Raw genomic sequence first — 25,168 nt, 5'->3', positions numbered from 1 at the left:
GGCAGGGGCGCAGCCCGGATAGCATGCGCAGGGACCAATGAGAAGCGAGGACCGGAGGCTCCGCATGGCGGGAGAACCGCAGGCCGACTGCCTGTTCTGCAAGATCGTCGCGGGGGACGTGCCCGCGACCCTCGTCAGGGAGACGGACACGACCGTCGCCTTCCGCGACATCAACCCGCAGGCCCCCACCCACGTACTGATCATCCCCAAGGCGCACTACCCGGACGCCGCCGCCCTCGCCGCCGCCGAGCCCACCATCGCCGCCGACGTCCTGCGCGAGGCCGCCGAGGTCGCCGCCGAGGAGAAGGCGGAGAGCTACCGCATCGTCTTCAACACCGGCACCGGCGCGGGCCAGACCGTCTTCCACGCGCACGCCCACGTCCTCGGCGGACGCGGCCTGCAGTGGCCTCCGGGATAAGCCCCCTTGTCCGTACGTGAACTGGTGATCCTCGGCACCGCGAGCCAGGTCCCCACCCGGCACCGCAACCACAACGGGTACGTCCTGCTCTGGGACGGGCAGGGCATCCTCTTCGACCCCGGCGAGGGCACGCAGCGCCAGATGCTGCGTGCCGGGGTCGCCGCGCACGACCTGCACCGGATCTGCGTCACGCACTTCCACGGCGATCATTCGCTGGGCCTGCCCGGGGTCATCCAGCGCATCAACCTGGACCGCGTCCCGCACGACGTGACCGTGCACTACCCGCGCTCAGGGCAGCACTTCTTCGACCGGCTCCGGTACGCCACCGCCTACCGCGAGACCGTCGCCCTAGTCCAGGAGCCCGTGTCGGACGACGGGCCCCTGGCCGTCGCCCCCTCCTTCGCGCTCGACGCCGTCAAGCTCTCGCACCCCGTCGAGTCCTTCGGCTACCGCGTCACCGAGCCCGACGGCCGGCGGATACTCCCGGAGCTGCTCGCCGCGCGCGGCATCGCGGGACCCGACGTGGGCCGCCTCCAGCGGGAAGGCTCGCTGCGGGGTGTCGCGCTCGACGAGGTGAGCGCGGTGCGGCGGGGGCAGAAGTTCGCCTTCGTGATGGACACCCGCCTCTGCGACGGCGTCCACGCGCTCGCCGAGGGCTGCGACATGCTCGTCATCGAGTCCACCTTCCTGGACGAGGACGAACAACTCGCCCGCGATCACGGCCACTTGACCGTGGGGCAGGCGGCCCGGGTCGCCGTGGACGGCGGCGTCCGGCACCTCGTGCTGACCCATTTCAGTCAGCGCTACCCCGACCCCGGCGTTTTCGAGCAGCAGGCCCGGGGCGCGGGATTCGACGGTGAACTCACCGTCGCCAAAGACCTGCTGCGTGTACCTCTGCCCAAACGAACCACCTGAGTGAGCCGCCGCCATGCCCCTTCCCAAAGCCGAACTCCACCTCCACATCGAGGGGACGCTCGAACCCGAGCTCGCTTTCGCCCTCGCCGCCCGCAACGGCGTCACGCTCCCGTACGCGGACACCGAAGAGCTCCGCAAGGCCTATCTCTTCGATGATCTGCAGTCCTTCCTCGACCTGTACTACGGCTTGATGGCCGTCCTGCGGACCGAGGCGGACTTCGAGGAGCTCGCCGACGCCTATCTGGCGCGAGCGGCCCAACAGGGAGTGCGGCACGCGGAGATCTTCTTCGACCCGCAGGCGCACATGGCGCGCGGCGTCTCCATCGGCACCGTGATCGAAGGGCTCGGGCGCGCCCTCGACCGCAGTGTCGAGCGGCACGGGATCTCGACCAAGCTCATCATGTGCTTCCTGCGCGACGAGTCCGCCGCATCCGCCCTGGAGACGCTGGAGGCGGCCAAGCCCCATCTGCACAGCATCATCGGTGTCGGGCTCGACTCGGCCGAGGTCGGGCACCCGCCCGCCAAGTTCCGCGAGGTGTACGAGGCTGCGGCCGCGCTCGGCCTGCGCCGGGTCGCGCACGCGGGCGAGGAGGGCCCGCCGGCGTACATCACGGAGGCCCTGGACGTCCTGGGCGTCGAGCGCATCGACCACGGGCTGCGCTGCATGGAGGACCCGGAGCTGGTCGAACGCCTCGTGCGCGAGCGGACGCCGCTCACCCTGTGCCCGCTGTCCAACGTCCGGCTGCGCGCCATCGACGTACTCGAAAAGCATCCCCTGGCGCGGATGATGGACGCCGGGCTGCTGTGCACGGTCAACTCCGACGACCCCGCGTACTTCGGGGGCTATGTCGACGACACCTTCCACGCCGTACGCGAAGCCCTCGCGCTCGACCAGGAACGGCTGCGGGAGCTCGCCCGCAACTCCTTCGAGGCGTCCTTCCTCGACGGCAGTGCCGAGGACGAGGCGCTGCGGGCGCGGTACCTCGCCGAGGTCGCGGAATATTCCTTCGACTGATCGCGGAGGACGGGCCTACGGTTCGCCCATGCATCCTCGAAGCCCCCGTCGCCCCGCCCATATCGCCATGGTCGGTGTCCCGATGGTCAGCCACGTGCTGCCCAGCCTGGAGATCATCCGCGAACTCGTGGCGCGCGGACACCGGGTGACGTACGCGAACGACCCGGCGACCCGTGAGCTGATCGAGCCCACGGGCGCCGAACTCGTCCCGTGCACCTCGAAGCTGCCGTTCAAGGACAACGTCTGGCCCGAGGACCCGATCGCCGCCAGCGGTCTGTTCCTCGACGACGCGATGTCCGTGCTCCCGCAGTTGCGCGCGTTCTACGACGACGATCCCGCCGACCTGTATCTGTACGACATCGGCGCGTACGTCGCCCGCGCCCTCGCCGAGGCGCAGGGACGGCCGTTCGTGCAGCTGTCGCCCACCTTCGTGTCCTGGGACGGCTACCAGGAGGAGGTCGGGGCCCAGTTGAAGCAGCTCCCCGGGGCCGCCGAACTCCAGGCGCGGTTCGGGGAGTGGCTCGCGGGGTGCGGGGCCACGACCCTGGACGTCGACGCCTTCTCGGGGACGCCGGACCGCGCGGTGGCCACGATCCCCCGTGCCATGCAGCTCTTCGCCGACCGGGTCGACCCGAAGCGGGTCGCGTTCGTCGGGCCGTGCTTCGGCGACCGCTCGGCGCAGGGCGGCTGGCAGCGGCCCGAGGGCGCCGAGAAGGTGCTGCTCGTGTCGCTGGGCTCCGCCTACACGCAGCAGCCCGAGTTCTACCGGCGCTGCGTGGAGGCGTTCGGCGGCCTCGCCGGATGGCACGTGGTGCTGCAGATCGGCAAGCACGTGGACCCCGCCGATCTCGGCGAGGTGCCGGGGAACGTGGAAGTGCGCTCGTGGGTGCCGCAGTTGGCGATCCTGGAGCAGGCCGACGCGTTCGTCACGCACGCGGGCATGGGCAGCAGCAGCGAGGGTCTGCACAGCGGAGTGCCGATGATCGCCGTGCCGCAGGGGGCCGAGCAGCCGCTCAACGCGGACCGGCTCGTGGAGCTGGGCGTCGCGCGGCGGATCGACACGGCCGACGCGACGCCGGACGCGCTGCGCGGCGCGCTGCTCGACCTGACCTCCGACCCCGATGTCGCGGCCCGGGCCGCCCGCCTCAAGGCGGAGGTGCGGGCCGAGGGCGGCACGGCGCGGGCGGCTGATCTCATCGAGGCGGAGCTCGGCGTCCGGCCCCCGGTGGCCTGAATCCGTTACGTTGCCTGCATGGTCGTACCTCTCAAACCCAGCATCGACCCGCTCAAGGGAGCCCGCAGAGCAGGCGATCCGCCCTGCGACGTCTTCCTCACCGGCACGGTCTTCCTCGACATCATCTTCACCGGGCTCGACTCCGCGCCCGTGCGCGGCACCGAGTCCTGGGCGCGCGGCATGGGGTCGAGCCCCGGCGGCGTCGCCAACATGGCGACCGCCCTCGCCCGGCTCGGTCTGCGCACGTCCCTCGCCGCGGCGTTCGGGGACGACCACTACGGCGAGTACTGCTGGGACGCCCTCGAACAGGGCGAGGGAATCGACCTCACCACGTCACGCACCGTGCCCGGCTGGCACTCGCCGGTGACCGTCTCCATGGCCTACGAGGGCGAGCGGACCATGGTCAGCCACGGGCACGAGCCGCCGCCCGACGCCGGGTCCCCGGACGGCGGCGCCCCCACCTGCCCGCCACGCGCGCGTGCCGCGGTCGCCTCCCTGACCCCCGGCACGCGCGCGCCATGGATCGCCGAGGCCGCGCGCACGGGCACGCGGATCTTCGCCGACGTCGGGTGGGACGACACCGGGCGCTGGGACCTCGCGGGGCTCCCGGACCTGCGGCACTGCGAGGCGTTCCTGCCGAACGCGGAGGAGGCCATGCGGTACACGCGCACCCAGTGCCCCCGGGCCGCCGCCCGCGCGCTGACCGAACACGTGCCGCTCGCCGTGGTGACGCTGGGTGCCGAAGGGGCGTACGCGGTGGACGGGCGGACCGGCGAGACCGCCGAGGTTCCGGCCATCGCGGTCGAGGCGCTCGATCCCACCGGGGCCGGTGATGTCTTCGTGGCGGGCTTCGTGACCGGCACCCTCGCCGGGTGGCCCCTCGCGGACCGGCTGGCCTTCGCGGGGCTCACGGCGGCGCTCTCGGTCCAGGAGTTCGGCGGCTCCCTGTCGGCGCCGGGCTGGGCGGAGGTCGCCACGTGGTGGCGGACCGTGCGGGAGGTCGACGACCAGGACCCCGTGGCGCTGCGCCGCTACGGGTTCCTGGAGGGTCTGCTTCCGGAGGCCACGCGTCCGTGGCCGCTGCGGCGCGCGGTGCCCACGATCGGGTTCCGGTCGGCGTAGCCACCGCCCGAAATCGCACAGTCGTGCGTGACCGGAGTGGAAAAGCCCTACGGCGGTGACAGTGGTGCGTCGTATTCTTGGCAGTGCAAGGCTGTCGAGCGGCCACCAAGCCCCGCATGAGGAGGATGAGCAGGCCTAAGTGCCGGCCCATGACTCAGACACCCACAGCTCGTACCCCTGCCCAGGGCCAGTCGCGAGCACACTTCACCGTCCCGGCCAACCACCCGATGGTGACGGTGCTCGGCTCCGGAGACGCCCTGTTGCGCGTGATCGAGAAGGCCTTCCCGGCGGCCGACATCCATGTCCGGGGAAACGAGATCAGCGCTGTCGGTGACGCCCGTGAAGTCACCCTCATCCAGCGCCTTTTCGACGAGATGATGCTGGTGCTCCGCACCGGTCAGCCGATGACGGAGGACGCAGTGGAACGCTCGATCGCCATGCTCAGGGCGGACGAGGCAGGAGAGGGCGACGGCCAGGAGACCCCGGCCGAGGTCCTCACGCAGAACATCCTCTCGTCCCGCGGCCGCACGATCCGCCCCAAGACGCTCAACCAGAAGCGTTACGTCGACGCCATCGACAAGAACACCATCGTCTTCGGCATCGGCCCCGCGGGCACCGGCAAGACCTACCTCGCCATGGCCAAGGCCGTGCAGGCCCTCCAGGCCAAGCAGGTCAACCGCATCATCCTGACCCGCCCCGCCGTCGAGGCCGGCGAGCGGCTCGGCTTCCTGCCGGGCACGCTCTACGAAAAGATCGACCCGTATCTGCGGCCGTTGTACGACGCGCTGCACGACATGCTCGACCCGGACTCGATCCCGCGCCTGATGGCGGCGGGCACCATCGAGGTGGCGCCGCTGGCGTACATGCGAGGCCGCACCCTGAACGACGCCTTCATCATTCTCGACGAGGCACAGAACACCAGCGTCGAGCAGATGAAGATGTTCCTCACCCGCCTCGGCTTCGAGTCGAAGATCGTGATCACGGGCGACGTCACCCAGGTCGACCTGCCGGGCGGCACGAAGTCGGGTCTGCGCCAGGTCCAGGACATCCTGGAGGGCATCGACGACGTGCACTTCTCGCGGCTCACGTCCCACGACGTCGTCCGGCACAAGCTCGTCGGCCGTATCGTCGACGCGTACGAGAAGTACGACGACAGCCAGCAGAGTCAGCAGAACAAGAAACACGGGAAGTAGCGGAAGCCGCACCATGTCGATCGACGTCAACAACGAATCCGGGACCGAGGTCGACGAGCAGGCGATCCTCGACATCGCCCGCTACGCCCTCGCGCGGATGCGCATCCACCCGCTCTCCGAGCTCTCGGTGATCGTCGTGGACGAGGACGCCATGGAGCAGCTCCACATCCAGTGGATGGACCTGCCGGGACCGACGGACGTCATGTCCTTCCCCATGGATGAGCTGCGCCCGCCGGCCAAGGACGAGGAGGAGCCCCCGCAGGGCCTCCTCGGCGACATCGTGCTCTGCCCCGAGGTCGCCACCAAGCAGGGCAAGGAAGCGCCCACGGAGCACTCCATGGACGAGGAGCTCCAGCTCCTCACCGTCCATGGAGTGCTGCACCTCCTTGGGTACGACCACGAGGAGCCGGACGAGAAGGCCGAGATGTTCGGCCTCCAGGCGGCCATCGTCGACGGCTGGCGCGCCGAGAACGGCCTGACCGGCCCCTCTCCGGCGCCCACGGTCTCGTAGGCCCATGAGCTTCCAGCTGATCGCGGGCGCCGTCGCCCTGGTCGTCGTCGCCTGGCTCGCTGCCTGCGCCGAGGCGGGCATCGCCCGCACCTCCAGCTTCCGGGCGGAGGAGGCGGTCCGCTCCGGGCGGCGCGGCAGCGCCAAGCTCGCACAGGTCGCCGCCGACCCCACCCGCTACCTGAACGTGGCGCTGCTCGTGCGAGTGGCGTGCGAGATGGCCGCCGCGTCCCTGGTGACGTACGCCTGCCTGAACGAATTCCCCGAGACCTGGGAGGCGCTCGCCATCGCCATCGCGCTGATGGTCCTCGTGTCGTACGTGGCGGTGGGCGTCTCGCCGCGCACCATCGGCCGCCAGCACCCGCTCAACACCGCGACGGCCGCCGCGTACGTCCTGCTGCCGCTGGCCCGCATCATGGGGCCGATCCCGCCGCTCCTGATCCTCATCGGCAACGCGCTCACGCCCGGCAAGGGCTTCAGGCGCGGCCCGTTCGCCTCCGAGGCCGAGCTGCGCGCGATGGTCGACCTCGCCGAGAAGGAATCCCTCATCGAGGACGACGAGCGCCGCATGGTGCACTCCGTCTTCGAGCTCGGCGACACCCTCGTGCGCGAAGTCATGGTGCCCCGGACGGACTTGGTCGCCATCGAGCGCTTCAAGACGATCCGCCAGGCGCTCACGCTCGCGCTGCGGTCCGGTTTCTCGCGCATCCCGGTGACCGGCGAGAGCGAGGACGACGTCGTCGGCATGGTCTACCTCAAGGACCTGGCCCGCAAGACGCACATCAACCGCGACAGCGAGTCGGACCTCGTCTCGACGGCCATGCGCCCGGCGACGTTCGTGCCCGACACGAAGAACGCGGGTGACCTCCTGCGCGAGATGCAGCAGGAGCGCAACCACGTCGCCGTCGTCATCGACGAGTACGGCGGCACGGCGGGCATCGTCACCATCGAGGACATCCTGGAAGAGATCGTCGGCGAGATCACCGACGAGTACGACCGTGAGCTGCCGCCCGTCGAGGAGCTCGACGACGGCTGCTACCGCGTCACCGCGCGCCTCGACATCGGCGACCTCGGCGAGCTCTTCGGGCTCGACGAGTTCGACGACGAGGACGTCGAGACGGTCGGCGGTCTGCTCGCCAAGGCGCTCGGCCGGGTGCCGATCGCCGACGCGTCCGCGCTCGTGCCGCTGCCGGACGGCCGTGAGCTGCGGCTCACCGCGGAATCCGCGGCCGGGCGGCGGAACAAGATCGTGACGGTGCTCGTGGAGCCGCTCGCGCCGGCGGGCGCGGAGAAGGAGACCCCGGGGTGACACCGCAGGAGCTGCGCACGTTCTGCCTGTCGTTCAACGACGCGGTGGAGGAGTTTCCGTTCAGCCCCGAGATCTCGGTGTTCAAGGTCGCGGGCAAGATGTTCGCGCTCAGTTTCCTGGACGCCGAGCCGCTGACCGTGAACCTGAAGTGCGAGCCCGACATGGCGGTCCAGCTGCGGGAAGCCCACCCGGAGATCGTGCCGGGGTGGCACATGAACAAGCGGCACTGGAACACCGTGACGGTGGACGCCGAGCTCCCGGACGCGATGGTCCGAGAGCTCGTCGAGGACTCGTACGACCTGGTCGTCGCCGGTCTGCCGAAGGCACAGCGCCTGCGTCTCGACCGGCCCTAGGCGGTACGCCGGACCCGCAGCCCCGTCGCCACCAGGGCCGCCGTCACCAGCAGGACCGCCGCGTCGACCAGGAGCACCGTGCGCGTCCCCGCCAGGAGATCCGTGTTCGTGGTCGCCAGGACGCCCAGGATCGGGATGCCCACCGTGATGCCCACCTGCTGGGTGGACGTCACCAGACCCGTGGCCAGGCCCTGCTCCTCGTCCGGGACACCCGAGGTGACGGTCACGCCGTACGAGATGATCGCGCCCAGGTGGAACATGCTCGCCACCGAGACGCCCGCCGTGGCGAGCCACACCGACCAGGTGCCCTCGTCGACGCCGAGCAGCGCCGCGATGAACAGGCCCTGGCCGAGCAGCGAGACGACGAGCGTGCGGCGCGCCCCGAAGCGGCTGATGACCTTGGGCGCGTAGATCCCGGCGACCACCGAGAGCACGCCCTGCACGCCGAAGACGAGGCCGGTCCGGAAGGCGGAGAGTTCCAGCACCTCCTGGAGATACAGGGTGAGGACGAAGACCACCGCCGACATCATCGAGAAGGTGACGAGCCCGCCCAGGTTGCCCCACGCCACCGTCCGCCGCCGCAGCATCGGCAGCGAGACGAGCGGGGACGCGGCACGCGACTCGACGTGACCGAAGGCGGCGAGCAGCAGCACACCCGCGACGAGAGCGACGATGACGTCCACGCCGCCGAAGCCGCGCTCGGCGGCCGTGGAGAGCGCGTAGATCAGGGCGAGCAGGCCGCCGGTGACGGTCACCGCGCCGGGGACGTCGAGGCGGGGGCGGTCCGGGGTGCGTGACTCGGGCAGGAGGCCCGGCGCCAGGGGCAGCACCATCAGCACGAAGAGGGTCAGCAGGCCCATCGTGGAGCGCCAGCCGAGCGTGTCGGTGAGTACGCCGCCGAGCACCATGCCGATCGTGAAGCCGAGCGAGAGCAGCGTGCCCGATATCCCCAGCGCCCGGTCACGCTGCGGGCCTTCCGGGAACGTCGTGGTGAGCAGGGACATGCCGGTCGGCACGATGGCCGCCGCGCCCACGCCCTGCAGCGCGCGCCCGGCGAGGAAGGACGCCGGGTCCCAGGCGAAGGTGGCGAGGAGCGAGGCGAGGCCGAAGAGCGCGAGGCCTCCGATGAACAGCTTGCGGCGGCCGAACAGGTCGCCGGTGCGGCCGAAGAGGAGCAGGAAGCCGCCGGAGGGAAGGGCGAACGCGGTCACCGCCCACTGCAGCGCGGACTGGCTCATGCCCAGGTCGGCGCCGAGCACGGGCAGCGCCACGTTCAGCACGGAGAAGTCGAGCGCGACCATGAACTGGGCGGCGCAGAGCACGAAGAGGACGAGCCTGTCGCGTGAGGAGAGCTTGGGTGCGGCCGGGGCCGTGGCCTTCGTGGACGGGGGAGTGGTGGTGTCGATCGCCATGGTCAAGAGCCTCGGGCGTCCGGAATACCCGTGGGGAGCGGGAACTTATGCTGGTGGTCGTGACACCAGGCAGGGGGGAGCCGGCAGATGGCAGGGACGAGTGAGGCGGCGGCCGTACGGCCCCAGGACGAGGCCAAGGCACGGCGGCTCGGCGAACTGCGCGAGTTCCTGATGAGCCGGCGCGCCCGCATCACCCCCGCGGAGGCCGGCCTGCCGGACGGCGGCGCGCGGCGGCGTACGCCGGGGCTGCGCCGCGAGGAGGTCGCCGTGCTCGCCGGGGTCGGCGCGTCCTGGTACCAGTGGCTCGAGCAGGGCCGCGACATCTCGGTGTCGCCGCAGGTCCTGGACTCCGTGGCACGCGTCCTGAAGCTGTCGAGCACCGAGCGGCGGCATCTCTATGTGCTGGCCGGGCTGAACCCGCCCGCGCCCGAGGTCGAGCAGGCCGACCGGGACATGTGTGAGGGGTTGCAGCGGCTCATCGACACGTGGATGCCCTACCCGGCACACATCATGGACCGCTACTACAACTGCGTCCGCTACAACGACGCCGCCGGGATGGTCTTCGGGATGCGACCCGAGATCACCCAGAACTGCATCGTGGACTTCTTCACGGACCCCATCTACCGCTCCCGGAGCGTGAGTTGGCGGACGAACGCGGAGACGGTCGTCGCGCAGTTCCGTGCCTCGTGCTCGGAGGCGCCGGACGACGAGGGGTTCCAGGCGGTCCTCGCCGAGCTGCGGGAGACGGCGGGCGAGGAGTTCACCGAGCTGTGGGAGCGGCGGGACGTGCGGGCCGCGGGGCAGGTGCACAAGGAGCTCACGCATCCGCTGGTGGGGGCGCTGCACGTCGAGTCGACGGCCCTGCGGGTGCCGGCGCGGCCCGACCTCACGATCGTGCTGCACACGCCGTTGCCGGAGGCGGAGACCGCGGCGAAGCTGGAGTGGCTGGCGTCGCCGGAGGGGCGGCGGGGGTCCATGTATCCGGTGGCCGGGTGAGGCCCCGTTCTGCGTCCCCCGTATGCCTCCGTATGCTCGGATCATGACCGAGAGTGCTGCGTCGCCTGACGCGCTTGACGCTGAGGACCGGAAGATCGTTACGCTGGCTCGTTCGGCGCGGGCGCGGAATGGGGTGGCCGAGGGGGCCGCTGTGCGGGACGAGACGGGGCGGACGTATGTCGCCGGGACGGTTTCGCTTCCCTCGCTGTCGCTTTCCGCCTTGCGTACCGCTGTGGCGATGGCTGTCGCCTCCGGTGCGGAGTCCCTTGAGGCGGCGGCGGTCGTCTCCTCTGCGGAGGAGCTTTCTGCCGAGGACCTTTCCGCTGTGCGGGACCTTGGCGGGGCCGGGACGCCGGTGTTCCTGGCGGGGGCTGATGGGGAGGTCCGGGTGCGGGCCGAGGCGAACTGAGTCTTTCCCCAACCCCACCCCTTCCCGAAAACTCGCTCGGCGCGAGGGCCTTGTCCTCAAACGCCGGACGGGCTGAATTTTCAGCCCGTCCGGCGTTTGAGGAGCGGCGTCTGGGGCGGAGCCCCAGGGGCTACACCGCGTCCGGACCCCGTTCCCCCGTCCGTACCCGCACCACCGTCTCCACCGGGACCGCCCACACCTTGCCGTCGCCGATCTTGCCCGTGGCCGCCGCGCGGACGATCGCGTCGATGGCCGGGTCCAGGTCCGCGTCGTCGACCACGACCTCGATCCGGGCCTTCGGGACCAGGTCCACCTGATACTCCGCTCCCCGGTACACCTCCGTGTGGCCCCGCTGGCGGCCGTAACCGCTCGCCTCCGTGACCGTGAGGCCCTGGATGCCCAGTTCCTGGAGCGCGGTCTTCACCTCGTCCAGGCGGAACGGCTTGATGACCGCGGTGATGAGCTTCATCGGACGGTGCTCCCCTTCATCGGGCTGACCAGGACGCCGTGATCGTAGGCCGTCTCCGCGTGGTGCGTCTGGTCGAGGCCCGTCTGCTCGTCCTCCGCCGACGCCCTGAAGCCCATGACCTTGTCGATCGCCTTGCCGATGCCGTACGTCACCGCGAACGTGTACGCCGCCACCGCGAGCACCGCCACCGTCTGCTTGCCCAACTGGGCGAGCCCGCCCCCGTAGAAGAGGCCCTCCGCGCCGTCCGTCATCGTGGCCGTCGCGAACAGGCCGATCAGGAGCGTGCCGACCACGCCGCCGACCAGGTGGACGCCCACCACGTCGAGCGAGTCGTCGTAGTCGAAGCGGAACTTCCACGCCACGGCGTACGAGCAGACCACCCCGGCCGCGAGGCCGACCACCGCGGCGCCGAGCACCCCGACGACCCCGCAGGCGGGGGTGATGGCGACCAGGCCCGCCACCGCGCCCGACGCCGCGCCGAAGGTGGTGGGGTGGCCGTCGCGTCGCTGCTCCACGAAGAGCCAGCCGAGCAGGCCCGTGCATCCGGCCAGGAGGGTGTTCAGGAGGGAAGCCGCCGCGAGGCCGTTCGCGCCGAGCGCCGAGCCGCCGTTGAAGCCGAGCCAGCCGAACCAGAGCAGGCCCGCGCCCATCAGCACCATCGGCAGGTTGTGCGGACGCATCGCGTCCTTCTTGAAGCCGATGCGCGGGCCGATGACCAGGACGAGCGCGAGGCCGGAGGCGCCCGAGGCGATCTCGACGACCAGGCCGCCCGCGAAGTCCAGCGCGCCGAGGGACGAGGAGATCCAGCCGTCCGGGCCCCACACCCAGTGCGCCACGGGAACGTATACGAGCAGCGCCCACACCGGCACGAAGACCAGCCAGGCCGCGAACTTCGTGCGGTCCGCGATCGCGCCGCTGATCAGGGCCGTGGTGAGGATCGCGAAGGTCAGCTGGAACGTGGTGAAGAGGAGGGTGGGGACCGTCCCGGTGAGGGTCTGCGGGCCGATGCCCGCCAGGCCGAGATGGTCGAGGCCTCCGATCAGCCCTCCGAACGCGTCCTCGCCGAATGCCAGCGAGTAGCCGGCCAGCAGCCACACCACCGTGACCAGGGCGATCGAGACGAAGGACATCAGGAGCATGTTGAGGACGCTCTTCGTGCGGACCATGCCGCCGTAGAAGAGCGCGAGGCCCGGCGTCATCAGGAGGACCAGGGCGGTGGCCGCCAGCAGCCAGGCGGTGTCGCCGGTGTCGGGCCCCTTGGCGGCGGCCAAGGTGGGGGCGTAGGACGCGTACAGGGACTGCACGGGGAATCTCTCCTCCGGGTGGGGGCAGAGGGAGAGCGTCACCGCCCCGCGTTTCCGAACGGGCACCCGCGCGTTTCCGCCGTGTTTCGTGTTGCGCGAGGGTTTCCGGACGCTCACGAACGGCCTGCCGGTGCCCGATCAGGGGTCCGGGAGCGCCTCGGGGTGCTGCGGCCCTCCGGCGATCAGGGAGAATGGGCGCCATGAGCGTTCGTACCGAGTCATCCGAGCCGTCCGAGGCCACCCATCGCGCCGGCTTCGCCTGCTTCGTGGGCCGCCCCAACGCGGGCAAGTCCACCCTCACGAATGCTCTGGTCGGCCAGAAGGTGGCGATCACCGCGAACCAGCCGCAGACCACACGGCACACGGTCCGCGGCATCGTGCACCGGCCCGACGCCCAGCTGATCCTGGTGGACACCCCCGGGCTCCACAAGCCGCGCACGCTGCTCGGCGAGCGGCTCAACGACGTCGTGCGGACCACGTGGGCCGAGGTCGACGTCATCGGCTTCTGTCTGCCCGCGAACGAGAAGCTCGGCCCCGGTGACCGCTTCATCGCCAAGGAACTGGCCGGCATCAAGAAGACGCCGAAGATCGCGGTCGTGACGAAGACGGACCTCGTCGACAGCAAGACGCTCGCCGAGCAGCTCATCGCCATCGACCAGCTCGGCAAGGAGCTCGGCTTCGAGTGGGCGCAGATCGTGCCGGTCTCGGCGGTCGGCGACAAGCAGGTCCAGCTGCTCGCCGACCTGATCGTCCCGATGCTGCCGAAGAGCCCGCCGCTCTACCCCGAGGGCGACCTCACGGACGAGCCCGAGCAGGTCATGGTCGCCGAGCTGATCCGCGAGGCCGCGCTCGAAGGCGTGCGGGACGAGCTGCCGCACTCCATCGCCGTCGTGGTGGAGGAGATGCTGCCGCGCAAGGACCGGCCCGCGGACAAGCCGATGCTCGACATCCACGCGAACGTCTACATCGAGCGCCCCAGCCAGAAGGGCATCATCATCGGCCCGAAGGGCAAGCGCCTCAAGGAGGTCGGGATCAAGTCCCGCCAGCAGATCGAGGCACTCCTTGGTACGCCCGTCTTCTTGGACCTGCACGTGAAGGTCGCCAAGGACTGGCAGCGCGACCCGAAGCAGCTCCGCAAGCTCGGCTTCTGAGAGCCGACACCCTGCTTACTCCACGCCCCTGATCCGCGTCACCAGCAGCGCCCCCGCGAGCCCGATCGCCGCCGCCACCAGGTAAAGCACCCGGTAGCCGCCCAAGTGCGTCACGAGCGGGGCCGCGAGGGCGGGGGCCGCCACCTGGGGCAGGGAGTTGGCGATGTTGATGACGCCCATGTCCTTGCCGCGGTCCATGGCCTTCGGCAGGACGTCCGTCATCAGGGCGAAGTCCACCGACGTGAAGACGCCGAAGCCCACGCCGAGCACCGCCGCCGCGACCATCGCCCCCGGCCAGGTCTGCCAGCCGGACAGCAGGGCCGTAGCCACCGCCATCAGGACGCCGGACCAGAGCACGAACGGCTTGCGGCGGCCCACGCGGTCCGACCAGATGCCGCCCACGACCACCGTCGCGAGCAGCGTCACGCCGTTCACCGCGGTGAGGATCAGTACGCCCTCGTCCGGGTCGGAGTGGTGCAGGCGGTCCCGTAGGTAATAGAGGAGATAGAGCAGGACCAGGGCGTTGCTGAGGTTGATCAGGAAGCGGGTCAGCCAGGCCCAGCCCAGGTCCGGGTAGCGGCGCGGGCTCAGCCAGAAGGCGCGGGCGAACGACCGCCACGCGAACGGCGGCCTGTCCCGCGGCGCCAGGCGCAGGTCCCGGTGGCGCAGGACGTACGGCAGCACGCCCGCCAGCGTGAACACCGCGCACGCCGCGTACCCCGCGCCCACACCCCCGGCAGCCGTCGCGAGGCCCGTCCCCACGACCACGCCCAGGATCTGCGCCGCCCCCAGCCAGCCGCCCACCGCACCCCGCTGGAGCCGAGGCACCCGGTCCGGCACGGCCGCCGTGACCGCGGCGAACGCGGCGTTCAGGGTGAGCTGGACCAGGCACCAGCCCGCCGCCATCCACCACACGGAGCCCGCGGCCGAGAGCAGCAGGAGCGCCGCCGCGCCGCCCGCCGCGCCCGCCACGATCCACGGCGTACGCCGCCCGAAGCGCGACACGGTGCGGTCCGAGAGCGCCCCGAAGAGCGGGTTCGCGGCGAGGGACACCACGGCCCCCGCACCCGCGACCCACGCGAGGACCGTCTCCTTGGAGGTGCCTGCCGGGGCGAGATCCTCCGCCTGCACGGCGAGCAGGATCTGCAGCGGGCCGTACCAGCCCACCCAGATCGCGCCGTTGGCGAGCGACAGGGATGCCGTCCAGCCCCGGCCGACCCGGTCGACCGGCTCGCGCAGCGCGTCGGCCGTCATGCCCGTTGCGCCCGCAGCGCCTCGCGCAGCCACGCGTACGACGCCTTCGGGGTGCGCTCCAGGGTGGCGTAGTCGACGTGGACGAGGCCGAAGCGCTGCCGGTAGCCCTCCGCCCACTCGAAGTTGTCCATCAGGGACCAGACGAAGTAGCCGCGTACGTCCACTCCGTCCTCCAACGCCCGGTGCAGTGCCCGCAGATGGCCGTCGAGGTAGTCGATCCGGCGTTGGTCGTCGGTGCCCTCGTACGAGCAGCCGTTCTCGGTGATCACCAGCGGCGGCAGGCGGTCGCCGTACCGGTCGCGGAAGCCGGTGAGCAGCTCGGTCAGCGACTCCGGGACCACCGGCCAGCCGAAGTCCGTCACCGGGCGCCCTTCGATCTCCTTTGGTGAGAAGGGGAGTTCGGGCGGCAGCGTGAGGCCGGAGAACTCCGTGGTTCCTGTTCCCGCTGCCGTTGCCGGGAGCGGGGCGCCCACCTTGGTCGGCTGGTAGAAGTTGATGCCGTACCAGTCGATCGGCTCGGCGATGACCTTCAGATCAGCCTCGATGTCGCCGCCGCCCGGCATCAACTCCGCGATGCCGTCCGGGTATCGGCCCAGGATGAGCGGGTCCGCGAACAGGCGGTTGAGGAGTACGTCGTAGAAGTCCGCCGCCTGTGTGTCCTCGGGCGAGGACGACGCGGGCCAGGTGGGGCCGTGCGAGTTCGCGATGCCGATGTCCGTGACGCCTGCCGCGCGCAGCGCCCGTACGGCCAGACCGTGGGCGAGGAGCTGGTGGTGCGCCACCGGCAGCGCGTCGAACATGAGCTGCTGTCCGGGCGCGTGCTGGCCGAGCGCGTGACCGAGGAGGGTGTGCTCGGCGGGTTCGTTCAAGGTGATCCACTTCTTGGCGCGGTCACCGATGCGCCCGGCCACCACCGCCGCGTACTCGGCGAAACGCTCGGCCGTGTCCCGCCGCAGCCAGCCGCCCTCGTCGGCCAGGGAGAGGGGGGTGTCCCAGTGGAAGAGCGTGGGGACGGGGCTGACGCCCGCCGCGCACAGCTCGTCGACAAGCCGGTCGTAGAAGTCCAGGCCCGAGGCGCTCACCTCGTCGGCCCCGCTGGGCAGCACGCGGGGCCATGACACCGAGAAGCGGTAGGCGTCCGCGCCCAACTCGCGTATGAGCGCGACGTCTTCGCGGTAACGGTGGTAGTGGTCGCAGGCGACGGCGGCCGTCGTGCCGTCCTTGACCCGGCCCGGAACCGCCGTGAACGCGTCCCAGACCGAGGGGCCGCGTTCCTCGACGGCGCCCTCGATCTGGTGAGCCGAAGTGGACACTCCCCACAGGAAATCGCGGGGGAACTGAGGTAGTGGTTTGCGCGCATCGCTCGCTGCCATGGCCGCGATCTTCCGTACGGCCGAGCAGGGAAGTCAATGGGCGTACCTCAGAAAACGTGAACACAGTTCAAGTTTTTACGCGCCTTCTTTGAGGACGCGCGTGATCAGCTTGCGCTGTGGTTCGGTCAGGCGGGGATCCGAGCAGTACACCGTGTGTCCGTCCACGGTGAGCTGGTAACTGAAGCCGTCCGGCACCCCTATCGGTGGCGTGCTCCGGCCCTCTGCCACGGCCTCTTCGGCCAGGGCCTGCCACTCGTGGGCATCGGGCAGTCCCGAGGTCTCGACCTCGGCGTGCCGCTCGATGCCCGCGAATCCTCCCGTGCGCTTCACCTGGATACGCATGGGTCCTGTCTACTCCATGGGGAGGTCGGTGGGTAGGTCAGTTGGTGGGCACCCCGACCTGGGACCACGCCTTCACCACGGCACCGTGCTCCTCGCCCTCGCCGTACTTGGCGCGTGCCGCGGCCACCGTCAGCTTCGCGAAGTCCGCGAAGGACGCGTCCTGGGCCAGCTCGCCGCCGGTCAGGACCGCGTACCAGATCTGCCCGGCCCGCTCCCACGCGTTGCCGCCGAGCGCCTCGGCCAGCAGGTAGAAGGCGTGGTTGGGGATGCCGGAGTTGATGTGCACGCCGCCGTTGTCGCGGCCGGTGCGGACGTAGTGGTCCATGTCGGCGGGCTGCGGGTCCTTGCCGAGCACGTCGTCGTCGTACGCCGTGCCCGGGGCCTTCATGGAGCGCAGCGCCTTGCCGGTCACGCGCGGCGCGAGCAGCCCGGCGCCGATCAGCCAGTCGGCCTCGGCGGCGGTCTGGCCGAGCGTGTACTGCTTGATCAGCGAGCCGAAGACGTCCGCGAAGGACTCGTTCAGGGCGCCCGGCTGGCCGAAGTACGTGAGGTTCGCCGTGTACTGCACGACGCCGTGCGTCAGCTCGTGGCCGATGACGTCCACCGGGATGGTGAAGTCGAGGAAGATCTCGCCGTCACCGTCGCCGAACACCATCTGCTCGCCGTTCCAGAAGGCGTTCCCGTACTTCTCGCCGTAGTGGACCGTCGCGTTCAGCGGCAGACCGCTGCCGTCGATGGAGTTGCGCTGGTACGTCTTCAGGAACAGCTCGAAGGTCGCGCCGAGGCCCGCGTACGCGCGGTTGACGGTCGCGTCCTTGCCGGGCTTCTCGCCCTCGCCGCGGATCTTGCGGCCCGGCAGCTCGGTCTTGTGCTTCGCGTCGTAGATCGTGCGGTGCGGTTTGCTCTCCGCGGCTTCCTTGGGCAGTGAGACGGACGGGGCGCCGATGACCGTGGTCAGACGGCGGTGGGTGCGCTCGATGGAGTCCCGTTCCAGGGTGCGGCGGGCGGGACCCGCGAGCGTGGCGTCGTCACTCTGGGCCAGAGTGTCGAGCACGTGGGGCGGAATGATGGTGCAGAAGACAGGCTCGAAGCCTGGGTTGGCGGTCATGGCGGCAATGTGGCACTGGGTCATGCCGCTGTCACTACCTGCAACCATGATTAATGAAATAGAGGTATTGATCACCTCATACCCGTTACCTGGCGGCGATCCCGCATACTGATACGCACCCGCGCACACAGCGCGGCTCGGCTAGGCTGCGGAGCATCATGCGTTACGGGCTGCTTCTCCTTAGCTGCCGCGGCGAGGGCCTGTAGTCGAGGCCGACCCCCTCCCCGCGGAGTTCGGTGTTGCTCGCGAAGCGACCGTCGGCCGTCCTTAAGGACACTCCCGAGGAGCCCCCGCATCATGGCGATCAAGCCCAATCTGCAGCGCGCCACTTCCATGCCGATCCACAAGTACGGGCAGTACGACCAGGTCGACATCCCCGACCGCACGTGGCCCGACAACCGGATCACGGTCGCTCCCCGCTGGCTCTCCACGGACCTGCGTGACGGCAACCAGGCGCTGATCGACCCGATGTCCCCCGCGCGCAAGCGCGAGATGTTCGACCTCCTGGTCCGCATGGGCTACAAGGAGATCGAGGTCGGCTTCCCCTCCTCCGGGCAGACGGACTTCGACTTCGTGCGGTCGATCATCGAGGACGGCGCGATCCCGGACGACGTCACGATCTCCGTGCTGACGCAGGCCCGCGAGGAGCTGATCGCCCGCACCGTCGAGTCGCTGGTCGGCGCCACGCGCGCCACCGTCCACCTCTACAACGCGACCGCGCCCGTCTGGCGCGAGGTCGTCTTCCGTGGCTCGAAGGACGCGGTCAAGCAGATCGCCGTCGACGGCACGCGCCTGGTCATGGAGTACGCGGAGAAGCTGCTGGGCCCCGAGACCGTCTTCGGCTACCAGTACAGCCCCGAGATCTTCACCGACACCGAGCTGGACTTCGCGCTGGAGGTCTGCGAGGCCGTCTGTGACGTATGGCAGCCCGAAGAGGGCCGCGAGATCATCCTGAACCTGCCCGCCACGGTCGAGCGTTCGACGCCCTCCACCCACGCGGACCGCTTCGAGTGGATGTCCCGCAACCTGACCCGCCGCGAGCACGTCTGCCTGTCCGTCCACCCGCACAACGACCGCGGCACCGCCGTCGCCGCCGCCGAACTGGCCATCATGGCCGGCGCCGACCGCATCGAGGGCTGCCTGTTCGGGCAGGGCGAGCGCACCGGCAACGTCGACCTGGTCACCCTGGGCATGAACCTCTTCTCGCAGGGCGTGGACCCGCAGATCGACTTCTCCGACATCGACGAGATCCGCCGCACCGCCGAGTACTGCAACCAGATGGAGGTCCACCCGCGCCACCCGTACGCAGGTGACCTCGTCTACACCGCCTTCTCCGGCTCCCACCAGGACGCCATCAAGAAGGGCTTCGAGGCGATGGGCGTCCGGGCCGAGCAGCAGGGCAAGACGGTCGACGACATCGAGTGGGCCGTCCCGTACCTGCCCATCGACCCCAAGGACGTCGGCCGTTCGTACGAGGCCGTCATCCGCGTCAACTCGCAGTCCGGCAAGGGCGGCATCGCCTACGTCCTGCAGAACGACCACAAGCTGGACCTGCCGCGCCGCATGCAGGTCGAGTTCTCGAAGATCATCCAGACGAAGACCGACTCCGAGGGCGGCGAGGTCACGCCGGACGCGATCTGGGGCATCTTCCAGGACGAGTACCTGCCCAACCCCGAGAACCCGTGGGGCCGCATCCAGGTCAAGAACGGCCAGACCACCACCGACAAGGACGGCACGGACACGCTGACCGTCGAGGCGACGGTCGACGGCGCCGACACCGTCCTGACCGGCACCGGCAACGGTCCGATCTCGGCCTTCTTCAACGCGCTGCAGGGCATCGGCATCGACGTACGCCTCCTGGACTACCAGGAGCACACGATGAGCGAGGGCGCCTCCGCGCAGGCCGCCTCGTACATCGAATGCGCCATCGGTGACAAGGTCCTGTGGGGCATCGGCATCGACGCCAACACGACACGTGCCTCGCTGAAGGCCGCGGTCTCCGCGGTGAACCGCGCCGCACGCTGACGCTTCCCGGCCGCCGGGCAGGCCGAAATTGAGCCTGTCCGGCGATCGTCTACCGGCCATCTCTCGCACAGGGTGCTGACGCCACATCAACAATGTGGCTAACATCACGCCCAACGCGGCAATGTTGCCGGGGCGTTACGGAGGTGTGCGGTGCTGCCAGATCGGGGACGAAACGGCCGGGAATCCCGCATCTTCGCCACGCCCGTATCCCGCGGGCGGGTCCTGCGCAGGCGCGTGATCGGCGTGCACACGGCCTGGACCACCGTCGGGGACGGCGAGTTCTTCTGCCCCGGCTGCGGCGGTGACCGCAACTACCAGCGCCGCACGGGCCGGCGCCGCTTCGTCCTGCTCGGTGTTCCCGTCCTGCCGCGCGGCACAGCGGGCCCCATCGTCGAGTGCGCCGCCTGCGGCGACCACTTCGGCACGGACGTTCTCGGCCATCCCACCACCACGCGCCTGTCGGCCATGGTGCGCGAGGCCGTGCACACCGTCGTCCTCGCCGTCCTCGCCGCGGGCGGCACCTCCTCGCGCACGACGCTCGACGCGGCCGTCGGCGCGCTGCGCGGGGCGGGCTTCGACGACTGCCGCGAGGAACAGCTCGTCGCCCTCGTCGACGCGCTCGCCGCCGACACCGGACGGGCGACCGTCCCGGACTGCGGGCCCGGTCTGGCCATAGAACTCCACGAGGCGCTCGGCCCGTTGGCCCCGCACCTGGCCCCGGCCGGACGCGAGGCGCTGCTGCTCCAGGGCGCGCGGATCGCCCTCGCCGACGGCCCGTACACCCCCGCCGAGCGCGAGGTGCTCGCCACGGCGGGCGGCGCGCTGACCATCGGCGCGGACGAGGTGACGCGGCTGATGGTGGCGGCGCGGACGACGCACTTCTGACCTCAGGGGCGACCTCACGGGTTACCTCAGGAGTGCAGGGGCGCTACTCCCCAGGGAGTACTGCGACGCGGATGTCTCCCTGCGCCGTACTCCTCAACTCGCCCTCGCGCCCGACGGAACGCGCGAGCCCCTCCGGAAGGGTAGGCACCGAAGCTGCCGACCTGCCGGAAGGAGGCCCGTCATGCGGGCCGAACAGACCACCGCACGACGGCGACGAGCCGTGCCCTGGGTGTTCCTCGGACTGTGGATAGCCGTGCTCGCGCTCGCCGGGCCCTTCGCGTCGAAGCTGTCCGACGCCCAGCAGGACCGCGTCGTCGACTATCTGCCCGCGAGCGCCGACTCCACCGAAGTGGCCAAGATCCAGGACCAGTTGCCCGGCGGCAAGTCCACCGAACTGGTGCTCGTCTACCACCGCGACGGCGGCCTGACCGCCGCCGACCGCGAGACGGCGGCCGCCCAGGTCGCCGAGATCGGCCGGGCCCACGAGCTGACGTCCGACCCGCGCGCCGTACCGTCCAAGGACGGCACCACGCTGATGTACCCCGTGGCGAGCACCGAGCCCGGCCAGGACGAAGAGGCCAGGGACGCCCTCGTCGACGACATACGCGAGACCGCCGAAGGCGACGGCGGGCTGAGCGTCGACGTGGGAGGACCGGGAGCGCTCGACACCGACGCGGGCAAGGTCTACGACTCCCTCGGCGGGCCGCTGCTCTACACCACCGCCGGAGTGGTCGCGCTGCTCCTGATCCTCATCTACCGCAGCCCCTTCCTGTGGCTCGTGCCGCTCGCCGTGGCGGGCGTCGCGGACTACCTCGCGATGGGCGTCGCGTACGGACTGCACGAAGCCTTCGGGACGTCCGTCAGCGGCCAGAGCAGCGGTGTGATGACGATCCTCGTCTTCGGCGCGGGCACGGACTACGCGCTGCTCATCGTCTCCCGCTACCGCGAGGAACTGCGCAGGATCGAGCGCCCCTACGACGCGATGACCGCCGCCCTGAAGGGATGCGGACCCGCCGTGCTCGCCTCGTCGGGGACGGTCGCCGCGGGGCTGCTCTGCCTGCTCGCCGCCGACCTCAACAGCAGCCGCGGCATGGGCCCCCTCGGCACGGTCGGCGTGCTGTGCGCGCTCGCCGCGATGCTGACGCTGCTGCCCGCGGTCCTGGTCCTCCTCGGACGGCGCGTGTTCTGGCCGCTCGTGCCCGCCTTCGGCAGCGAGCCCAAGCAGCGGCGCAGTCTCTTCTCCCTGATGGGCAGTTCGGCGGGCCGCAGGCCCCGCACCGTGCTCGCGGCCGGCGCCGTGCTGCTCGGCGCGCTCGCCCTGGGAGCGCTGAACCTGCCGGGCGCCCTGAAACAGGAGGACTCCTTCACCAAGACGCCCGACTCCGTCACCGCCATGGAGACCCTCGCCAAGGCCTACCCCGAACGCGGCACCCGGCCCATCACCGTGCTGACGCCCGAGGACCGCGCCACGACCGCCCTCGCCGACATCAAGGGCATGAAGGGTGTGGACAGCGCCGAGAAGGGACGTACCGCCGAGGGCTGGACGGAGATCTCCGTGATCGCGAAGGCCCCGCCCGAGTCGGCGGGGGAGACCGCGACGATCAAGGCGCTGCGGGCGGACCTGGACGGCTCGTACGTGGGCGGATCGAGCGCCCAGCAGCTCGACCTGAAGGACACCAACTCCCGCGACCGGCTCGTCATCGTGCCCCTGGTGCTCGCCGCCGTCCTGCTGATCCTGGTCGCGCTCCTCCGCTCCCTCGTCGCGCCCCTGCTGCTCCTCGCCGCGGTGGTCGCGGTGTGGGGCGCGTCGCTGGGCATCGCGGGCCTGGTCTTCGAGCCGCTCCTGGGCTTCGAGGGCACCGACCCGGGACTCGGTCTGCTGTCCTTCGTCTTCCTCGTCGCCCTGGGCGTCGACTACGGCATCTTCCTGATGCACCGCATGCGGGAGGAATCCCTCGCCGGAGCCGAACCGGGGGCCGCCGCGCTCACCGCGCTGCGGACGACGGGCGGCGTCATCGCCTCGGCGGGGCTCGTGCTCGCCGCGACGTTCGCGGTGCTCACCAACATGCCGCTGGTGCAGCTCGTCGAGCTCGGCTTCGTGATCGCGGTCGGGGTACTGCTCGACACGTTCCTGGTGCGGACGTACCTGGTGACGAGCGCGAGCGTGGCGCTGGGGCGCAAGGTGTGGTGGCCGGGCAAGCTGTCGCGGCCCGCGCCCGCCACCGGCCCGGTACCGGAGACGGAGCCCCAACGGGTGCCCGCCCCCTGACAGTTGACCGCTTCAGGACGCCCCTTCCCTGCCGGAGGGGCGTCCTCGTACGGGAGGATGCAGCGGTGGGGAGAGAACCGGAGGTTCAGGTCCGCCGGGGTCCGTCGGGGCCGCGCGGTGTGCTGCCCTTCACCGGGGCCGTGCCCGGCACCTCGCGTGCCCTGCGGGACGACGCGGTGTTCGCTGCGGGCCTCGCGGTGCTGTCCGTCCTGCTCGCGGTCTTCGTCGTGGACGGGCGGCGGCCGGACGCGCTGGGGTGGGCGCTCCTCCTGGGCGCCCATCTGCCCCTGGTGTGGCGGCGAAGCCGTCCCGTGCCCGTGCTCCTTGCCGTCATGGCCTGCGTCGCGCCGTACCACGCCGTCGACTACACCCACGTGGCCGCGGTCCCGGTCGGCATGGTCGCCCTCTACACCGTCGCCGTCTCGGGCCGTCCGCGCCGCGCCCTGATCACCGGGACCCTCGTCGTCGGCGTCACGATGTCCGTCAACGCGAGCGTGGCCCCGCACCAGGTGGCCGAGGTGCTGAGAATCGCCGGGTGGATCGTCGCGGTGCTGCTGCTCGGCGTGTACGTGCGCATCCACCGCCAGTACGTCACCTCCGTACTGGAACGTGCCGAGCGGGCCGAGCGCACGCGGGAGGAGGAGGCGCGGCGGCGGGTCGCCGAGGAACGGCTGCGGGTCGCCCGCGATCTGCACGACCTGCTCGCGCACAGCATCACCCTGGTCGGCGTGCAGACCTCCGTCGCGGCCCATGTCCTCGCCGCCGATCCGGACCGGCTCGACCGGGCGGCGGTGGCCAAGGCCCTGGACGACATCGCCGACACCTGCCGCTCGGCGCGAGGCGAACTCCGCGCCACCCTCGAGGTGTTGAGGGAGACGGGCGGCGCGGAGGAGACGCGGGGCCCGCTGCCCGGCCTCGACGGCCTCGCCGACCTCGCGGAGGCGGCGCGTACGTCCGGGGCCGAGGTCGACCTCACGGTACGGGAGGCCGACGCGTCGCCCGCCGTGGGCGCGGCGGCCTACCGGATCGTGCAGGAGGCCCTGACGAACGCGGTGCGGCACGGCGGGCCGGGGCTCACCATCCGGGTGGGGATACGCGCGGAGGGGGCGGAACTGCGGGTGACGGTCACGGACGACGGCCGGGGCGCCGATGCCCCCGGCGCCGGTACCCCCGGCGCCGATGGCCCTTCGCACGCCCCCGGGTTCGGCCTCGTGGGGATGCGGGAACGGGCCCGCAGCGTGGGCGGCACCTTGGAGGCGGGGCCCCGGACCGAGGGCGGTTTCATGGTGTCGGCCGTACTGCCCCTGACGCCTGTGGGAGGGCTTCGATGACGATCCGTGTGCTGCTCGCCGACGATCAGACGCTGGTACGGGCGGCCTTCGCGATGCTGGTCGAGTCCGCCCCGGACATGGAGGTGGTGGGGCAGGCGGGGACGGGTCGGGCGGCGGTCGACCTGGCCCGCTCGGAGCGGGCCGACCTCATCGTCATGGACATCCGGATGCCGGACCTGGACGGCATCGAGGCCACGCGGCTGCTGGCGCGGGACGAGGATCTGGCCGGGGTGAAGGTGCTGATGCTGACCACTTACGACACGGATGAGCATGTCGTGGAGGCGTTGCGGGCGGGGGCCTCGGGGTTTCTGGTGAAGGACACGAAGCCGGCGGAGCTGCTGGAGGCGATCCGGGTGGTGGCGGCGGGGGAGTCCCTGCTTTCGCCGGGCCCGACTTCTCGGCTTGTTGCGCGGGTGTTGCGGGGGCCGGCGGAGGTCGCTCTGCCGGATGCGCTTTCCGGTCAGCTGAGCGAGCGGGAGTGTCAGGTTCTCGCGCTGGTCGCGCGGGGGCTGAACAACGCGGAGATCGCGGAGTCGTTGGGGTTGAGTCCCTTGACGGCCAAGACGCACGTCAGCCGGATCATGGGGAAGTTGGAGGCGAGGGATCGGGCGCAGCTGGTGATTGTGGCTTATGAGTCGGGGTTGGTGCGGCCGGGGGTGGAGGGGTAGGCGTTCCCTGCGGGGCAATCCCCAACCCCGCCCCTTCCCGAAACCAAGGGGCTCCGCCCCCTGGGCCCCCGAAAAGATGGCCTCAAACGCCGGCCGGGCTGAGTG

24 protein-coding genes are annotated in these 25,168 nt (G+C 70.8%); 17 read left to right on the top strand and 7 right to left on the bottom strand.

Translation table 11 applies throughout. The annotated features are described in order from the left end of the window. Positions 1-64 precede the first annotated feature (64 nt). From ACWFRU_RS03250 to ACWFRU_RS03210, 9 genes are all read left to right on the top strand, one after another. Positions 65-418, top strand: coding sequence for an HIT domain-containing protein (locus ACWFRU_RS03250; protein WP_363208636.1), 354 nt, complete (start codon positions 65-67; stop codon positions 416-418). A 6-nt stretch (positions 419-424) separates the two neighbouring features. Further along, positions 425-1,333 (top strand): ribonuclease Z, encoded by a 909-nt coding sequence (locus ACWFRU_RS03245; protein ID WP_453684128.1) that lies wholly within the window; start codon positions 425-427, stop codon positions 1,331-1,333. Between the two features lie 13 nt (positions 1,334-1,346). Continuing rightward, positions 1,347-2,348: an adenosine deaminase gene (locus ACWFRU_RS03240; RefSeq protein WP_453684126.1), complete on the top strand. Its 1,002-nt coding sequence runs from the start codon at positions 1,347-1,349 to the stop codon at positions 2,346-2,348. Positions 2,349-2,376: 28 nt separating this feature from the next. Beyond that, a complete protein-coding gene (locus ACWFRU_RS03235; RefSeq protein ID WP_453684124.1) occupies positions 2,377-3,582 on the top strand; it encodes a macrolide family glycosyltransferase in 1,206 nt (401 codons plus the stop codon). An 18-nt stretch (positions 3,583-3,600) separates the two neighbouring features. Further along, positions 3,601-4,704 carry a carbohydrate kinase family protein gene (locus tag ACWFRU_RS03230; RefSeq protein ID WP_453684122.1) on the top strand — a complete coding sequence of 368 codons (1,104 nt, stop codon included), beginning with the start codon at positions 3,601-3,603 and terminating at the stop codon, positions 4,702-4,704. A 149-nt stretch (positions 4,705-4,853) separates the two neighbouring features. Beyond that, positions 4,854-5,897, top strand: a complete 1,044-nt coding sequence (locus tag ACWFRU_RS03225) for a PhoH family protein (protein ID WP_453684120.1) — start codon at positions 4,854-4,856, stop codon at positions 5,895-5,897. Positions 5,898-5,910: 13 nt separating this feature from the next. After that, positions 5,911-6,408 (top strand): rRNA maturation RNase YbeY, encoded by a 498-nt coding sequence (gene ybeY, locus ACWFRU_RS03220; RefSeq protein ID WP_363208630.1) that lies wholly within the window; start codon positions 5,911-5,913, stop codon positions 6,406-6,408. 4 nt (positions 6,409-6,412) lie between these two features. Beyond that, the gene (locus ACWFRU_RS03215; RefSeq protein ID WP_453684118.1) at positions 6,413-7,714 is read left to right on the top strand and encodes a hemolysin family protein; all 1,302 of its coding nucleotides are present in this window, start codon (positions 6,413-6,415) and stop codon (positions 7,712-7,714) included. Beyond that, positions 7,711-8,067, top strand: a complete 357-nt coding sequence (locus ACWFRU_RS03210; RefSeq protein WP_453684116.1) for an MmcQ/YjbR family DNA-binding protein — start codon at positions 7,711-7,713, stop codon at positions 8,065-8,067. The genes ACWFRU_RS03215 and ACWFRU_RS03210 overlap by 4 nt, the downstream gene beginning before the upstream one ends. On the opposite strand, the gene ACWFRU_RS03205 is transcribed toward ACWFRU_RS03210, so the two are convergent. Further along, on the bottom strand, positions 8,064-9,479 hold the full coding sequence (locus ACWFRU_RS03205) for an MFS transporter (RefSeq protein WP_453684115.1): 1,416 nt from the start codon (positions 9,477-9,479) through the stop codon (positions 8,064-8,066). The genes ACWFRU_RS03210 and ACWFRU_RS03205 overlap by 4 nt on opposite strands. A gap of 87 nt (positions 9,480-9,566) precedes the next feature. On the opposite strand from ACWFRU_RS03205, the gene ACWFRU_RS03200 reads away from it, so the two are divergent. Then, positions 9,567-10,475 carry a helix-turn-helix transcriptional regulator gene (locus tag ACWFRU_RS03200; protein ID WP_453684113.1) on the top strand — a complete coding sequence of 303 codons (909 nt, stop codon included), beginning with the start codon at positions 9,567-9,569 and terminating at the stop codon, positions 10,473-10,475. 43 nt (positions 10,476-10,518) lie between these two features. Further along, positions 10,519-10,884: a cytidine deaminase gene (locus ACWFRU_RS03195; protein WP_453684111.1), complete on the top strand. Its 366-nt coding sequence runs from the start codon at positions 10,519-10,521 to the stop codon at positions 10,882-10,884. Between the two features lie 130 nt (positions 10,885-11,014). On the opposite strand, the gene ACWFRU_RS03190 is transcribed toward ACWFRU_RS03195, so the two are convergent. Beyond that, positions 11,015-11,353, bottom strand: a complete 339-nt coding sequence (locus ACWFRU_RS03190; RefSeq protein WP_453684109.1) for a P-II family nitrogen regulator — start codon at positions 11,351-11,353, stop codon at positions 11,015-11,017. Continuing rightward, complete coding sequence (locus ACWFRU_RS03185) at positions 11,350-12,657, bottom strand: ammonium transporter (protein ID WP_453684107.1); 1,308 nt, start codon at positions 12,655-12,657, stop codon at positions 11,350-11,352. The genes ACWFRU_RS03190 and ACWFRU_RS03185 overlap by 4 nt, the downstream gene beginning before the upstream one ends. Before the next feature lie 191 nt (positions 12,658-12,848). On the opposite strand from ACWFRU_RS03185, the gene era reads away from it, so the two are divergent. Further along, positions 12,849-13,808, top strand: coding sequence for a GTPase Era (gene era, locus ACWFRU_RS03180; protein WP_453684105.1), 960 nt, complete (start codon positions 12,849-12,851; stop codon positions 13,806-13,808). Positions 13,809-13,823: 15 nt separating this feature from the next. On the opposite strand, the gene ACWFRU_RS03175 is transcribed toward era, so the two are convergent. The 4 genes from ACWFRU_RS03175 to ACWFRU_RS03160 all read right to left on the bottom strand — a co-directional run bounded on the left by ACWFRU_RS03175 (position 13,824) and on the right by ACWFRU_RS03160 (position 17,885). Continuing rightward, entirely contained in the window at positions 13,824-15,062 is a 1,239-nt protein-coding gene (locus tag ACWFRU_RS03175; RefSeq protein WP_453684103.1) for an MFS transporter, read from the bottom strand. Beyond that, a complete protein-coding gene (locus ACWFRU_RS03170) occupies positions 15,059-16,435 on the bottom strand; it encodes a GH1 family beta-glucosidase (protein ID WP_453684102.1) in 1,377 nt (458 codons plus the stop codon). The genes ACWFRU_RS03175 and ACWFRU_RS03170 overlap by 4 nt, the downstream gene beginning before the upstream one ends. A gap of 75 nt (positions 16,436-16,510) precedes the next feature. Beyond that, the gene (locus ACWFRU_RS03165) at positions 16,511-16,777 is read right to left on the bottom strand and encodes a protealysin inhibitor emfourin (protein WP_453684100.1); all 267 of its coding nucleotides are present in this window, start codon (positions 16,775-16,777) and stop codon (positions 16,511-16,513) included. A 37-nt stretch (positions 16,778-16,814) separates the two neighbouring features. Continuing rightward, positions 16,815-17,885 carry a M4 family metallopeptidase gene (locus ACWFRU_RS03160; RefSeq protein ID WP_453684099.1) on the bottom strand — a complete coding sequence of 357 codons (1,071 nt, stop codon included), beginning with the start codon at positions 17,883-17,885 and terminating at the stop codon, positions 16,815-16,817. 297 nt (positions 17,886-18,182) lie between these two features. On the opposite strand from ACWFRU_RS03160, the gene leuA reads away from it, so the two are divergent. From leuA to ACWFRU_RS03135, 5 genes are all read left to right on the top strand, one after another. Next, positions 18,183-19,910, top strand: coding sequence for a 2-isopropylmalate synthase (gene leuA, locus ACWFRU_RS03155; protein ID WP_453684097.1), 1,728 nt, complete (start codon positions 18,183-18,185; stop codon positions 19,908-19,910). A gap of 150 nt (positions 19,911-20,060) precedes the next feature. After that, positions 20,061-20,795 (top strand): TerB family tellurite resistance protein, encoded by a 735-nt coding sequence (locus ACWFRU_RS03150; RefSeq protein ID WP_453684095.1) that lies wholly within the window; start codon positions 20,061-20,063, stop codon positions 20,793-20,795. A 181-nt stretch (positions 20,796-20,976) separates the two neighbouring features. Beyond that, positions 20,977-23,064, top strand: a complete 2,088-nt coding sequence (locus ACWFRU_RS03145) for an MMPL family transporter (RefSeq protein WP_453684093.1) — start codon at positions 20,977-20,979, stop codon at positions 23,062-23,064. 119 nt (positions 23,065-23,183) lie between these two features. Continuing rightward, the gene (locus ACWFRU_RS03140; RefSeq protein WP_453684520.1) at positions 23,184-24,395 is read left to right on the top strand and encodes a sensor histidine kinase; all 1,212 of its coding nucleotides are present in this window, start codon (positions 23,184-23,186) and stop codon (positions 24,393-24,395) included. After that, the gene (locus tag ACWFRU_RS03135) at positions 24,392-25,063 is read left to right on the top strand and encodes a response regulator (protein WP_453684092.1); all 672 of its coding nucleotides are present in this window, start codon (positions 24,392-24,394) and stop codon (positions 25,061-25,063) included. Before ACWFRU_RS03140 ends, ACWFRU_RS03135 begins: the two co-directional genes overlap by 4 nt. The last annotated feature ends 105 nt before the right edge of the window (positions 25,064-25,168 follow it).

Source organism: Streptomyces sp. NPDC055099, assembly GCF_053607685.1.
The sequence above is the reverse complement of the archived record's forward strand: the minus strand, read 5'-3'. Positions and strand labels throughout refer to the sequence as shown.